Consider the following 14,091-nt stretch of genomic DNA (forward strand, 5'->3'; position numbering starts at 1 on the left):
ACTATATTGGTGGTGAGGACCTTAAGCAATTTGATTGGCATCTGCAAGGGCAACCTTTTGCGGATGTAAGAAAGCAAGCGCGTACTGGACGTTTCAAGGTTGGGACAATGAGCCACAACGGTTCGGGGAGGGGTTCCTACAGTCGATGAGCAATCATTTCGACGGGTTCATTGCCAACTCAACTGTGTATAACGTTCGGGCGGTTCTATAAGGAAATTATCATGATACCGAGGTGATCGGCTTTTCAGATGCATAGAGGGGAAGGAGGATGATTCATTTTGAGGATGTAAAGGCTTCGCCGGGAGATTCAGTCGGCGGAGCTTTTTTGCAGGTGACGGCAGTTATGCGGGTTTAGTAGGAATGAAGCCGCCCGGATGGACAGCTTCCGCTTCATTTATAATTTCGTCCGTACATCCCACAGTTCCGGGAAGAATTGGTGATCGAGGACAGATTTCAAATAGTTCACGCCGGACGAGCCGCCAGTTCCTGTTTTGAAACCGATGATCCGCTCCACCGTTTTCATATGCCTAAAGCGCCATTGCTGGTGGCTGTCTTCGATATCGACAAGTTTTTCAGCAAGCTGGTACAAGTCCCAATAACGGTCGACGTCGCGGTATACTTCTAGCCAAGCAGATGCAACGGTCGGATCGCCTTTGTACGTTACGGAAAAATCGCGATTGAGCAATTCCTGGTTTATTGGGAAACCCGCACGTGATAAGGCGCGGATGGCCACGTCATAAATGCCGGGTGCCTCATAGGCCGCCTTTAATTCGCTGGCAAGCTCTGCATCTTTTTCATAGATTTTCAGGATATGCGACTGTTTGTAGCCGAGCGCAAATTCGATGAGCCGATTTTGGTACGATTGGAAGCCTGATGCCCGGCCGAGACTTTCACGGAATTCCATGTATTCGGCAGGTGTCAACGTTGACAGGACATCCCATGCCTGAATGATCTGCGTCTGCACCCGGGATACACGCGCCAGCATTTTGAAGGCTTCCGGCAGTTCCTCTTTTTCAATCGATTCGATGGCTGTATTCAGTTCATGCAAAATGAGTTTCATCCACAGCTCACTTACCTGATGGATGATAATGAAAAGCATTTCGTCATGATGGCCGGACAACCGTTCCTGGCTCTCCAACACCTTATCAAGCCGCAAATATTCTCCGTACGTCATATTGTCCTTGAAATCCGTATGAATCCCTTTTTCCGTCATGCTTCCCACTTCCTAACGACCGCGCGAACCGGACTTCCATCTCCGCCTTTGATTGGCAGCGGCAGCGCAATTAATTCGTAATCCCCCGGCTCGATTGAATCGAGGACAATATTTTCCAAAATGAAAACCCCGTTATCATTCAGCGAATGGTGGGCATCAAGTGTCTTGCTCGGCTCCGGATCGACGGATGGTGCGTCGATGCCGAGCAGCTTCACACCCCGCTCTTTCAATAATGGCCCGATATCCGTGCGCATGACTGTATACGTTTCCGGAAATACGTCCGGGTTTGGACGGCTCCCCGTTTTTAATAAAATACGTTCTGCACCTCCGAAGTCGTGCAGCTCCAGATCCGAGCGGCCTACGCTATCGAGGCCTGTTACATCGATGATCCGCGCTTTTCCGATATAGATGTCAATCGGCAATTCATCTACTTTCAAGCCTTCATCATCATAGTGGAAAGGCGCGTCGATATGCGTACCGGTATGTGTGCTCGTTGCCATCATTCCGATATTTGCTGACCCTGTATCCGCTTTTAAGAACTTCACTTCATACGAAAAAGGCGTATCCCCCGGCCACTCTGCGATTCCGTTATGCAACGGCTGTGATATATCAATCCATTTCCCCGTCATGCGACAACACCTCTTTTATTTTCAAACTTTTCATAGCGTTTTTCATCCATGATGACCTTTAGTTTCTGCACAGTATGCCAAACGTCTTCGAATGAATTATAGAGCGCAACCGGTGCAAGCCTGATGCCGTTCGGCGTTCGGAAGTCCGGAATGATTCCATCCTCTTTCAAGGCTTTGCAAATGCGTGCTGCCTCCACGTGCTCGAGCAATAAATGGCCGCCTCGCGTATTGTCGATGGGATTGCCAATTGTAAAGCCGAATTCTGCAAGTTCCTGTTTAATTAATTCCAACATATAATCCGTTAATGCTAACGACTTTTCCCGAACTTTCGCCATACCGATCTCTTCGAACATTTCGAGTGATCCGATGACAGGTGCCAAGCTTAATACATGCGGCGTCCCAATCTGAAAGGCACCTGCATCTTCTGCAGGATCCATTCTGTGATCCATCTCGAACTGTGATTCCTTTTTCGAACCGAACCATCCCGCAAGTCCAGGCGCTTTGCCGAAATGTTTTTCATGGATGAATAACCCACCGACGGAACCCGGCCCGCCGTTCAAATGCTTATACGTGCACCAAAATGCAAAATCCGTTCCCCATTTGTGGAGCGAGTGCTCGACTGCCCCAATCGAATGGCAAAGGTCGAAGCCAATCGGGATATGGCGATCATTTGCTGCTTTCGTCAACCTTTCCATATCGAGCACTTGCCCGCTCCGATAGAGAACAGCAGGTAATACGACGAGCGCCACTTCTTCCGTCATGGCTTCGATGATATCGTTTTCGTTTAAATAGCGGCCGTCTGGGCTTTTAATGCGAATGAGATGTTCGTCCGGATCGTAGCCTTTCAAGCGAAGCTGACTTTTCAATGCATAAATATCCGATGGGAAGTTCAATTCGTCTGCAAGAATTTTCGTTTTAATGCCATCAGGCTTGTAAAATGACGAAACGAGCTGATGTAGATTCGTCGTCGTTGAACCCGTTGCGATAACTTCGCCTTGCATGCCCCCAACGAGCGGCGCCATTTTCTCCCCGACCTGTTCGGATAAATAAAACCATGGATGTTCCCCTTCTGTCCATCCGTCAATGCCAAGCGTCTTCCAAGAATTGAGCAATTCAAGCAACGTGCGCTCCGCCCGTTTCGATAATAAACCGAGTGAATTGCCGTCCATGTAAATGGTATCCGCGGGCATATAAAATTCATTTTTATAAGAAGCGAGTTCATCCTGCCGATCCTGCTCCAGCGCGTGTGATAATGTGTGTTGTGTCATACAGATCCCCCTTTTGTATTCCTATGAAAAGGATAGCATATTGGTAGAGGAGTGGGTATTCTGAATTTCTGGACTTCAATGAGGGAGAGATACGGTTGCTTGAGCGCGGGACCGGTTGGCTTGAGCGTGGGAACTGTCTTCTTGAGCGCGAAACAGGCAGGCTTGAGCGCGGAAACCGTATTCTTGAGCGCGAAACAGGCAGGCTTGAGCGCGAAACCTCACTTTCCCAATAAAAAACAGGTGAAGCATTTCTCCACCTGCCAACAATTCTTATTTAAACCAGCCCTTCTCCTTGAACCGTGATATCGCTTCTATCCGGTTGCCGACTTCGAGTTTTTCGAGAATGGCTGATATGTAGTTGCGGACCGTGCCGGGCGTCAAGTACAGCTCTCCGGCAATTTCCTTCGTCGTCTTTCCTTCCGCAACGAGGCTGAGCACTTGGCTTTCGCGGTCGGTCAGCGGGTTCTCTGTATCATCCTCGTACGCGATATCGACAAGCTCGGGTGCGTAAATCCGGCGTCCGTCCTCGATGGCATGGATGGAATTGACGAGTTCCTCAATCGGGCTGTCTTTCAATAAATAACCGCGGACTTTGGCTTTACGCGCCCGCTCGAAATAACCTGCCCGCGCAAATGTCGTCAAAATGATAATCTTGCAATCCATCCCGATGAGTTCTTCTGCCGCATCCAAACCGGTCATGACTGGCATTTCAATATCCATGATGCAAATATCAGGCTCTTGTTCCTTCACGAGCCTGACCGCTTCCTCTCCGTTGCGCGCCATGCCGACAACTTGCATATCGTCTTCCATGTTCAAAAGGGAGCCAAGCGCACCTAACATCATGCCTTGGTCCTCCGCAATGACGATTCGAATCATGCTTTTCCCTCCTCGACTTGATGTGTAATGACGACTGGCATGCGAATGGTCAATTTCGTACCATTATTGACTTCTGATAATAGCGAGCCATTTACGAATTCGAGTCGCTCCCGCATCCCTTTCAACCCGGAGCCGACCGATGGCCCCTCTTTCATACCCTTGCCGTTATCCTGCACAACAATTGACACTTCATCTTCCGTCTGCTTGAATGCCACTTCACAAATCGTTGCTTCGCTATGCTTCACGACATTTGTCACTGCCTCTTTCAAGCACATGCCCAGGACATTCTCGACGTTGGACGGAATTTGGGTTACATGCGGATCGCCTTCAATCCGCAATTCAATTTCTGCAGCGGATAGAATTTGTCGGATGCGCATCACTTCATCAATCAGTTTTGTCGCACGCATATCCGCTACAAGCTCGCGCACTTCCTTCAAGGCGGTGCTTGCGGTTTGGCGGATCTCGGCTAATTCCCTTTCCGCCTCTTCCGGATCTTTCAAAATCAATCTTCTTGCCAAGTCGCTTTTCAAGCCAATCATCGACAATTTTTGGCCGAGGGTATCGTGCAAATCCCGTGCAATCCGTTCACGTTCCTCGAGCAACGTCAATTCTGAAATTCGATCCCTTGCAGTTTCCAACTGACCCTCCAGCTTCTCACGCTTGCTTCTGTTATATAGATTGAAAGGAAGGAGCGTGACGCCAATGACTGTAATGATGATGAAATGGACTTGGGGCAAAAAGAGATTGATCTCGATGAAAAATCCCGCCACAATGGCGCCAATCGTGAAAGCGATATGCAAACCGTACATGATGAAAAAACCGACCGTCGAGCGGATGTTACCAATGAAAAACGCTGTAAAAATTGATAAGTACACATAGCCGAATAGCAGTGTCATGACGATATTAATGACGATTTCGAAACTGACCCACATATAGACGAGTCCGCTTTTTGATTTAAATGAAAAGAAATAGGAGATGAAAAAGAGTGCTAACAATCCGGTTCCGACAGAAATACCTACCGCAGACCATGACCTGAAGATGAAAAAAAACGGCAGCAAGCAAAATATGACCCATGCATAGATGCTCATCCATGGATTTTTCGGGAAAATACTATACCATTTTTGCATGATTGTCACCGCCCTTGTTCCATCCATTGTACCAAAAATCTGAAACGGCCACCCTTTCTGTAGGGCGGCCGTTTGTTTATTTACTCTCAAAACTTGTACGCTTCGGTTTCAATTCTTTCAAATCGATGTTTGGCGTCGCCCGTTTGACCGCACTTTTCACCTCTTTGAATGTAATGAAGCGTTTATGTGCAGGGTCATACAGTTTGTAACGAAGCGATTCCAAGCTCGTTTTGATATTAATCGTCGTTGCCATTTGAAGCGGCGGGGTTGATTCGTGCGCAACCTCTAAATTATAGTTCGGTACGCGTGGTGCCAAGTGATGGACGTGGTGGAACCCGATATTGCCTGTCGCCCATTGCAAGACCTTCGGCAATTTGTAATAAGAACTGCCTTCGACTGCCGCCTTCACATAATCCCATTCGGACTCCTCCTCAAAGTACGAGTCTTCAAATGTATGTTGGATATAAAACAGCCAAATGCCAAGCGCAGCCGCAACAAACATAATCGAGCCTTGCACGATGAGAAACGCCTGCCAGCCGACCAGCCAAATCATGAATACATAGAGAGCCACTAGAACTACATTCGTCAAATACGTATTGTTGCGTTCCTTCTTGCGTGCGTCTTTTCGATTAATCCTCCCTGTAATGAGGACTAAATATAAAGGTCCAAGTCCGAACATGACAAAAGGATTCCGGTAGCAACGGTACTTAAACCGTTCCCATTTCGATGCTTCCACATATTCTTCGACCGTCATGACCCAAATATCACCGACGCCCCGCTTATCCAGGTTGGAGCTTGTCGCATGGTGGATCGCATGCTCGCGCTTCCATTTTTCATATGGGAATAACGTAATTATCCCTGTAATCGTTCCGACGATATCATTCGCTTTTTTATTCTTGAAAAATGAACCATGCGTACAATCGTGGAAGATGATGAATGTCCGCACAACAAAGCCCGCTGTTAGTATTGATATCCCGATCGTCAACCAAATGGACACTGACAAACTTTGATACGCCAAGAACCAAAGTATGAAAATGGGCGGTACCGTATTGATCAGTTGGATGACACTCTTTTTTAAATCCGATTTGGCGTAAGGTGCAACGTTTTTGTGTAACTGCTTTGTCTTTTCCTTGCTCATCATGAAAGCCTCCTCGAAATTTTTCCTTATTTACTATAGTAAAGGGCATTCGAGATTGACAAAATAGATGAACGTCATGACTTTCAATATGATAAGTGTCATTTATTGTGAAGCGTTTCACAATGCGTGGCATAAAAAAAATCCCTGAACGGGGATTTTCTTTATTTCAACATACCACCATCGACTTCAAGGACGGTTCCGTTAATGAAGTCAGCGGCGTCCGAAGCGAGGAACAGATAGGCCTTTGCGATGTCATCCGGCCTGCCCAACCGTATGTAAGGCGTCATTAGTTTGATTTGCTCCATAACTTTTTCTGGAATTGTGCCTATCATATTCGTTTCTATGAAACCAGGCGCCACCGCATTCACGTTGATGCCTTTACGGCCATATTCCTTTGCCCATGTCTTTGTCATGCCGATGATTCCGGCTTTTGAAGCGGCATAGTTTGTTTGGCCAACATTTCCGCCGGTGCCAGCTATGGACGATGTGTTAATGATTTTTCCTTTGCCAGCCGCAAGCATCGCCGGTAGGAAAGCTTTTGTACAATTGAAGACGCCCGTCAAGTTTACGTCGATTACTTGTTGGAATGTCTCGGCTTCCATTTTCAACAGCATGGCGTCTCGTGTGATGCCCGCATTGTTGATGAGCACATCGACTTTTCCGAAATGTTCAAGCACTTTTGACGCCACTTCCTTCACTTCTACGCCATTCGCCACATCCATTTTGAAAAATGCTGCTTCAATCCCTTTCGCATGCATTTCACTGGCAACTTTTTCTCCCGCGACCTCGTTATAGTCAATAATTGCAACTTGTGCACCGTTTTTTCCGAACAGCTCTGCCGCCACTGCGCCGATGCCGTTCGCCCCACCTGTAATAACGACTGTCTTCCCCTTCATCTCCACGAGTTTCCCCCCAATAATTGTTTGCTTTCAGTTTACCATAATCGATGGAAAAGCGGACATTCCTAAAGAAATGCCCGCTGTCATTCATCCATTCGCTTCGACGGCTAATTTGATTTTTGAATTGCTAATGGAATAATGGCTCGCATTCCACACCGCTTTGCCGTCCTTCAACAGGAAAAGCTGCGGGCTTTCATGTCGGATACCCAAGTCGCTCGCCACTTCGTTGGAAAGAGGGCGGCTCGCCTGGACGACTAAATAATATTTCGGGATATCCGTTTCGAACTTTTCGAACGCGTGATAGCCTGCCGCACTAACAGGGCATGTCGAGCTATGCTTTAATAGGAAAACCGATTCTTCATTCGACTGCTCAACAACGGATTCCCAGTCTTCGATGGATTTGATTTCTTTCATTCGATCTCTCCTCCCAATGGCCTTCTCTTTGAATGAAAGCCCGTTACTTCCATTATAAGGCATGAAAAGAGCAGCCACAATTAATTCAACCGCCCTTTCTTCTGAATGAAAGCCCGCAAATCACCGAAATGTGCACTTAAGAGGATCGCTATGACAAGGCAGGCCCACAGCGTCTGTGGCCATTCCTTCGTCAGCAAATACAAAAATAATGGCGACAAAGCCATCGCACTCAATCCAGCCAATGTGAAATTTTTGAATAAAATATATAAAACCAAAAACACCCCGATGAAGCAAGCGACGACGAGCGGACTGAAGGCAAGCATCCCGCCGATGAATGTCGAGACGCCCTGTCCGCCACGGAATTTATGAAATACCGGATAGATATGCCCAATCATAACGGCAATCAATGCGAGTAACTGCAATGAGGCGTCCACATCGATCCATTTGGCAAGTAGTATAACGAGAGCGCCCTTCATTGCATCGCCCACGAATGTTACGACAAACGCCTTCTTGCCGAACACCCTTCCTGCATTGCGGGCACCCGGATTTCCACTGCCCTCCGTACGGATATTTTGCTGAAAGAAAGACTTTCCAACAACGGTCGCTGTTAAAAAATTACCGATCAAATAAGAGCCGATCAGCAAGAAAGCAATTTGCATATGAAAATCATCCCTTCTTAGCAATAAGTGCATCCTTCAGCCGTTTCCTGTACAATAATGCGGAGAAAGGATGAGTTCTTTGAAAGAAACAACATTACGCCCTACCATCGCAATTCTATTATGTATTTTATTCACCGGTATTTTCGTTTTCCTTGCTGTCGGCATAAGCCGCGATACCATGATCGGCTTCGATCGGCCTATTATTCAAACTGTTCAAGGATGGGAAGCGTCCTGGTTGACGCCGATCATGAATGCCTTCACACTCATCGGCTCTACAAAGGCCGTCATGTTTCTTATTATCGCCGTAACAGCGCTTTTATATTGGGTCTTTCGTGCACGCTCCAGTGCTTATTTCTTTTTCTTCGCCTTAATTGGAACAGGCGTGTTGAATCAATCCTTGAAAATCATCTTCAAACGGGCACGACCAGAATTCCACCGACTTGCCGAAGCGACAGGCTATAGCTTTCCGAGCGGACATACAATGATGGCATTCAGTTTGTACACAATGGCCGTCATTCTTCTTTGGCGTCAACTCCGAACAACTACAGCTAAAATCGTCCTATTGGCATTCGCCGTTTTCATGTTCGGCATGATCGCCATTAGCCGTATCTATCTAGGTGTTCATTATCCTAGCGATATAGCAGGCGGCATCTCGGCTAGCGCATTTTGGATTATCCTCACTGTGGCGCTATTTGATCACTTTCAACGACGGAAAAAACGAAGCCCCGTCTAATTTGCGGGGCATTTTTCACATATACTTCTCCGCTTCCTCTTCGGACAGGATGCGTGGTCCTTCGTTGCCCATAGCTACATAATCCGACCGATCTTCCAAGTTCACCTTGAAGACATATGAGTCCTTCGTTTTTTCAATGGACTTGATAGCCAGTCCCTTCTTCTCATAAAACGGCTTTAAATCAGACCGTACCCAAAACGGAGCATCTCCATCTGGATAAGTAATAGTCTGTTGCTCCTCCTGCTCCTTCACCCATTCCTGCTCAGCTTCCGGATTCAGCCGGAAATAAATCTTCTGCAGTAAATCGATCACTTCTCCAAATCCTATGACCAGCAAACCGTAAAGGAAATGCGTCGCCACAATGCCGACAAATGCGAACAATGCAGCACCGGTCATCCCGCTTGTATATTGGATTTCGCCCCATTCATTGACCATCTGACCGCCCATTTGCACCATCATCACCAGTGAGAAAATCCCCTGAATGACGCCCCATGCCATCACGACAAGGCCGGCAATTTTCAACGCATAGCCCATCAGGCTTTGTTTAATGAATAATTTTTTCATCTCAACCAATCCCCCATTTAAATTTCAATATGCTTACTGTACGATTGAGTCAAGAGGATAGTTTCACTACAAGGAGGGATAGTATGGTTCCATTTACAGAACGCACCGTAAAAATCATTTATGAAATTCCGGCAGGACGAGTCATGACGTATGGACAAGTTGCCAGTGCAGCAGGAAATCCGCGCGGCGCTAGGCAAGTTGCGAGAATTCTTCATTCGATGAGCGCTAAACACGGATTGCCTTGGCACAGGATCATCAATGCGCAGGGCGGCATCTCGACCCCTTCCGGTCGCGAGGAAAAAGGTGGACTGCAGCGAGAATTGCTTGAAACTGAAGGTGTTGTTTTTATGGACAATGGGAGAGTAGACCTGAGCGTTTATCGTTGGTTTCCTGAAGAGGAATTCATTTGATGAAAACCATGTATGTCGGAATGTTATCCTTTTGCCTATATTCATCGGACTTCTCTCAAGAAATGCAATCACGAGCTGGTTGGACGAACGAAAAAGTGAGATTTCTATATCGCCCACGATTCACGGCTGATAACACGTTGGACAGACAAAACCCGGTCAATCGTAAAAGTTCGATTCCCGCGGCGGAAAAAGCAATATGCTTTGAATGAATCCTCACAAACTGCTAAAATCTGAATGCGCCTCTTTGTCAATGTCCCATCCGCGCGCATATAGATCATCTCAGCCAATTCCTGGCGCTCGCATATTTTGATCAATTCCCGTTTCATCGCACTCATCTCCATTCGGAACGTTTGTTCTTATTATATGCGAACAACAAACTTTTAGACAATGATTTACTTCAGAAAGGTGGTAATGAAAATGTGGAAAGACTTCAAGGAATTTGCATTTAAAGGCAACGTCCTCGACTTAGCAATCGCTGTCGTCATCGGTGGAGCATTCGGTAAGATTGTGTCATCACTCGTCGAAAACATCATCACGCCCCTGATTGCCGCACTTACCGGAAAAGTCGATGTATCAGGGCTTCACGCAGTAGTAGTGGGAGCAAAAATTCCATACGGATTATTTCTGCAATCCATCATCGATTTTCTCATCATCGCGTTCTCCATCTTCCTTTTTGTTCGCTTATTAATGAAATTCAAGCGAAAAGAAGAACCTGCGAAGGAAGAAACACCTGCAATTGATGCGAAAGAGCAATTATTAAAGGAAATCCGTGATTTATTGAAAGCCGAACAAAAATGAAAAATGCCGACCCTATGACGAGTCGGCATCGGACTGTAGACCATCTCGAGAGAAGAGTGGCTGCAGTTTTTTTATTGTGCTTTGTGATATTATGAGCGTGTATTGGTGAGTTATGAGCGCGGAAGCCAGAATATGAGCGCAGGGCGACGGGCTATGAGCGCGGATTCCAAACTATGAGCGCAGGGCGACCAGCCCATAAGCGTGCTCATGCTTATCAATCCGCACCGGCTCCGCCTCCGCCGCCATCTCCTCCGCCGCCGCTGTAGCCGCCTCCGTAATCGCCACCTCCACTGTAGGAGGAGCCACCTTTGCTAGCGGACATCTGTGGACCCCATGTCGAATAGGCGAAATAAAGTGGATCCATCTGCATGGCAAATAGCGGTGTTAACGGGTAGGCTTCCGGCAGCCTCCCTCTCAGCTTCGGCATTCTTTTCTTTGATGAATTCAGTAAATATGCTCGCGTCATCCAAAGATCGATGTCTTCCGGGTGCAGATGCTGAGGGACGCCCCATTTCATTTGCAATCTGAATTTCGCAATGCTCATTTTTGTATAAAGTGCGGTCAATGATTTTGTCATTGCCCTTGGCGTAACCAAGAAAAGGACAGCTCCAACAATGACTGTCTCCAAGACTGCGTTCGTTAGATCCGCATCCGCAGTTTGAGCGCCTGTAGAAAAAAGACCGATAAAGAACACAATAGCTGGCCATCTCTTTCCTGGATTTGCAATATAAAAGTAATAACCGAGAATAGCAACAATGACAGGAAATGCAATTCCCCAACCACCTGCCCCATCCGCGTAAAATCCGAATATTATTGCGACTGTAAGCAGAAAGAAGATGGCCATTTTGATTATTTTCGGCAGCCTCGTCGATAACGCACCCGCCTCAATCATGAGCTGAAGCACATCCTCATGCCATGTTTCATGGTTTTTATGGAATTGAAGTTGCTTTCGCAAATGGTTGCGATTCTTTTTTTCGCCATGCTCAGAAGGACCCGCCATATCATGCAAATGGAATTTTCTGTGGCCGACCCTCCCTTTGAATAACCAGGTCATCAAATATTGTTCATGCGGCAGTAATTTCTGATTGGACTTCTTCAATTGTTCATTTGACTGGAGCAGATGGAAAACAAGCGTTTTTTCAGGCGAACCCTTCTTGTCCAGGAAGCGCGCAGCCGAATCCGTCATTTCCACTTTAATGACACCTTTTTCAACGAGCGAGAATAGGCCGGACAAAAAGCTTTTTCGGTTAAACTTTCCATTCCGGTCGACAAACGCTAAATACGTTGGATCGGTCCGTAAAACGAGATCTGTGCTGCCGAATAGCGGAAAAATTCGTTGTCTCAAAAGAAGGATTAGCACGATCAACACCATGAATATAATGCGCAATCCATCGGCCACTTTAATTGCAAAAGGAATATTAGACCATCTGGATTCATTTTTGGCAATCAAATCACGTTCTTGCCGGATAGCGTCTTGCAAAGGAAGCGGCGCGGTATACTTACTCTGCTCCGTCATAATCATTGAAGGAAAAAATACACGGGTCCCCGTCTCTGTATATGCAGCCGACTTGGGCGTATGAAACGACACCCCGTTGCGATAAACCTTATGCACTTGCCCTGCACGGTCATGAATAAAACCATTAACGCTACTCTCCCCCACATCCCCCGGCAACACATAATCAATGCTTATATTATTTATGTCCTCGTCATGATTGACCCCGTCCTCGAAAAAGGTGACGGCCAAATCACTGTATGTATCATACGACTTCACCGCATTCTGCATCCTATAAACGTATAAAACAGACACGGTTTCATTCTCCGCCTGAACGGAAGTCGAATAAGTAACACCCTTCGCAGACACCTCCGCCTTCGACAAGGTTGAATCATCAATCTCCCCGACGACAGGGCCCTCATCGTGAATCACATATGCCTCAAAATTGCGGACCTGGCCAATATGCTCCTCCGGGAACGAGCGCGTCAACCGCGAAAACGAGCCATCCATCGTATACGTGAACACCTCATTGACCAACATCTCCCCATCCGGCTGCACCCACCCCTTAATCTGCACCCGGTCCACCGTGTATGACTTCGCATGTGTGGTGGTTGGTGAAAGTATGAATAGCGTCATCATCAGTAGTAATACTTTCCTCACCGTAAACACCTCCTTTTGATTGTCTTACGTCGGATGTGGATTGGGGGTTTCAATATTGCATAAAATAGGGTTAATTAGCATACTTGGCAGCAGGGAATTAGTAGTTATCTATCAAATCTTTAGTTTTATCTATTGAATCAAATGAGTTATCTATCGAATAATGGATTTTATCTATTGAATCTGCAAATATATCACCAGATCGGGACCTTTGATTCATACTCTGCGGCTCTTTTTGACAGTGATTCTATCTCCTTCAAGCCAGCAATATAGACTCTGCCTTTTTTCTCTCCTTGTGATGGTATTTCTAGTTGCTTTAATATCCGATTTGCTTTTTGATGACTTTGGAGTTGAAGGAAGTGCCTGCATTCTTTATTTGAAATCCGATTATTCACCAACATAAAGAAATCTAACATTCCTGGTATATGCCCGTACTGGTCTGTATAGCCACATTGGTTACATCCCCATCCTTTGTGAATGGATTGCATGCCAAATAGACCACATTGCCCGCAACGTACGCCTGTTTTTAATTCGTTAGGTGAAATATTGTAATTTGATGATAAGGGAAAAGGGTTGTAATCACGATGGCTTTCCATCAAAGCTGTTGCTATGCTTCTCAGTTGAGTATCATCGAGAGTTGGGGATTGTTCTCCGATGTTTCGTAGGAATACGGGTATTTCTAGGGGAAATAAAATTGTCAAATTGGTTCGCGTATTTTCAAATTGCTGTTGCGGCCGTGGAAAAACCACTGCTTTTAAAATAGGTATAGACATGTTTCGTGCGTAAAACCAATCTTCTAGCAAAATTTGATTGCGATTGAGTTGAATGGATGGACATTCAAATGAATCTGTTTGGCCGTTATCCAGGGTACGGATAATTTGGTTCTGATCTGCTGGAAAACTAATGCGACCTGCAATGTTTTTCATCTCAAGAATAACCACCCCTTGCTTGCAAAGAAAGAGTGTGTCTATTTGAAACCGCCCGGTTGACCGTAGATGCAAATCATGAAATATGTAATGTTCAAACGGGAATTGATACTTATGAAAAACCTCTGCTAGTAGTCTTTCACCATTCTCGCCTGCCCGAGTTGCTTTTAAAGCATTTTCAATACTTAAGTAGCGTGGATGATGATCGGGTAATCTTTGAAATAACCTTTCCAGTCCCAACAATTTACCGGAATTCTTTTTCTTCTTAATTATCAATAAAAGCACCTC

At 46.2% G+C, this 14,091-nt stretch carries 16 protein-coding genes; 3 read left to right on the forward strand and 13 right to left on the reverse strand.

Features of this window, described 5'->3' with window-relative positions:
* Positions 1-394 precede the first annotated feature (394 nt).
* From kynA to SLU01_RS12295, 9 genes are all read right to left on the reverse strand, one after another.
* Entirely contained in the window at positions 395-1,213 is an 819-nt protein-coding gene (gene kynA, locus SLU01_RS12255) for a tryptophan 2,3-dioxygenase (RefSeq protein ID WP_147058729.1), read from the reverse strand.
* The gene (gene kynB, locus SLU01_RS12260) at positions 1,210-1,842 is read right to left on the reverse strand and encodes an arylformamidase (RefSeq protein ID WP_147058731.1); all 633 of its coding nucleotides are present in this window, start codon (positions 1,840-1,842) and stop codon (positions 1,210-1,212) included. Before kynB ends, kynA begins: the two co-directional genes overlap by 4 nt.
* Positions 1,839-3,110 carry a kynureninase gene (gene kynU / locus SLU01_RS12265; protein WP_147058733.1) on the reverse strand — a complete coding sequence of 424 codons (1,272 nt, stop codon included), beginning with the start codon at positions 3,108-3,110 and terminating at the stop codon, positions 1,839-1,841. Before kynU ends, kynB begins: the two co-directional genes overlap by 4 nt.
* A gap of 270 nt (positions 3,111-3,380) precedes the next feature.
* Entirely contained in the window at positions 3,381-3,986 is a 606-nt protein-coding gene (locus SLU01_RS12270; RefSeq protein ID WP_147058735.1) for a response regulator transcription factor, read from the reverse strand.
* Complete coding sequence (locus SLU01_RS12275) at positions 3,983-5,113, reverse strand: sensor histidine kinase (RefSeq protein WP_147058844.1); 1,131 nt, start codon at positions 5,111-5,113, stop codon at positions 3,983-3,985. The genes SLU01_RS12270 and SLU01_RS12275 overlap by 4 nt, the downstream gene beginning before the upstream one ends.
* Positions 5,114-5,189: 76 nt before the next feature.
* Positions 5,190-6,251, reverse strand: a complete 1,062-nt coding sequence (gene desA, locus SLU01_RS12280) for a Delta(5) desaturase DesA (RefSeq protein ID WP_147058737.1) — start codon at positions 6,249-6,251, stop codon at positions 5,190-5,192.
* A gap of 161 nt (positions 6,252-6,412) precedes the next feature.
* Positions 6,413-7,153, reverse strand: coding sequence for an SDR family NAD(P)-dependent oxidoreductase (locus SLU01_RS12285; RefSeq protein WP_147058739.1), 741 nt, complete (start codon positions 7,151-7,153; stop codon positions 6,413-6,415).
* A gap of 84 nt (positions 7,154-7,237) precedes the next feature.
* The gene (gene ytxJ, locus SLU01_RS12290) at positions 7,238-7,564 is read right to left on the reverse strand and encodes a bacillithiol system redox-active protein YtxJ (RefSeq protein WP_147058741.1); all 327 of its coding nucleotides are present in this window, start codon (positions 7,562-7,564) and stop codon (positions 7,238-7,240) included.
* An 80-nt stretch (positions 7,565-7,644) separates the two neighbouring features.
* A complete protein-coding gene (locus SLU01_RS12295; protein ID WP_170232698.1) occupies positions 7,645-8,223 on the reverse strand; it encodes a glycerol-3-phosphate acyltransferase in 579 nt (192 codons plus the stop codon).
* A 79-nt stretch (positions 8,224-8,302) separates the two neighbouring features.
* On the opposite strand from SLU01_RS12295, the gene SLU01_RS12300 reads away from it, so the two are divergent.
* Positions 8,303-8,956, forward strand: coding sequence for a phosphatase PAP2 family protein (locus tag SLU01_RS12300; RefSeq protein WP_170232699.1), 654 nt, complete (start codon positions 8,303-8,305; stop codon positions 8,954-8,956).
* 15 nt (positions 8,957-8,971) lie between these two features.
* On the opposite strand, the gene SLU01_RS12305 is transcribed toward SLU01_RS12300, so the two are convergent.
* Positions 8,972-9,520 (reverse strand): hypothetical protein, encoded by a 549-nt coding sequence (locus SLU01_RS12305; protein WP_147058747.1) that lies wholly within the window; start codon positions 9,518-9,520, stop codon positions 8,972-8,974.
* Between the two features lie 83 nt (positions 9,521-9,603).
* On the opposite strand from SLU01_RS12305, the gene SLU01_RS12310 reads away from it, so the two are divergent.
* Entirely contained in the window at positions 9,604-9,930 is a 327-nt protein-coding gene (locus SLU01_RS12310; RefSeq protein WP_147058749.1) for an MGMT family protein, read from the forward strand.
* 104 nt (positions 9,931-10,034) lie between these two features.
* Here SLU01_RS12310 and SLU01_RS12315 read toward each other — a convergent pair whose 3' ends face one another.
* Positions 10,035-10,256, reverse strand: a complete 222-nt coding sequence (locus SLU01_RS12315; protein ID WP_147058751.1) for a transcriptional regulator — start codon at positions 10,254-10,256, stop codon at positions 10,035-10,037.
* Between the two features lie 91 nt (positions 10,257-10,347).
* On the opposite strand from SLU01_RS12315, the gene mscL reads away from it, so the two are divergent.
* A complete protein-coding gene (gene mscL / locus SLU01_RS12320) occupies positions 10,348-10,728 on the forward strand; it encodes a large conductance mechanosensitive channel protein MscL (RefSeq protein WP_147058753.1) in 381 nt (126 codons plus the stop codon).
* A 214-nt stretch (positions 10,729-10,942) separates the two neighbouring features.
* Here the strand turns inward: mscL and SLU01_RS12325 are convergent, their stop codons facing one another.
* Together SLU01_RS12325 and SLU01_RS12330 are read right to left on the reverse strand one after the other, a co-directional pair.
* Complete coding sequence (locus SLU01_RS12325; protein WP_170232700.1) at positions 10,943-12,880, reverse strand: DUF2207 domain-containing protein; 1,938 nt, start codon at positions 12,878-12,880, stop codon at positions 10,943-10,945.
* Positions 12,881-13,071: 191 nt separating this feature from the next.
* The gene (locus SLU01_RS12330; RefSeq protein WP_170232701.1) at positions 13,072-14,079 is read right to left on the reverse strand and encodes a nuclease-related domain-containing protein; all 1,008 of its coding nucleotides are present in this window, start codon (positions 14,077-14,079) and stop codon (positions 13,072-13,074) included.
* Between the last annotated feature and the right edge of the window lie 12 nt (positions 14,080-14,091).

Origin of the sequence: Sporosarcina luteola, assembly GCF_007991495.1 — a bacterium.
Classification (GTDB): domain Bacteria; phylum Bacillota; class Bacilli; order Bacillales_A; family Planococcaceae; genus Sporosarcina; species Sporosarcina luteola.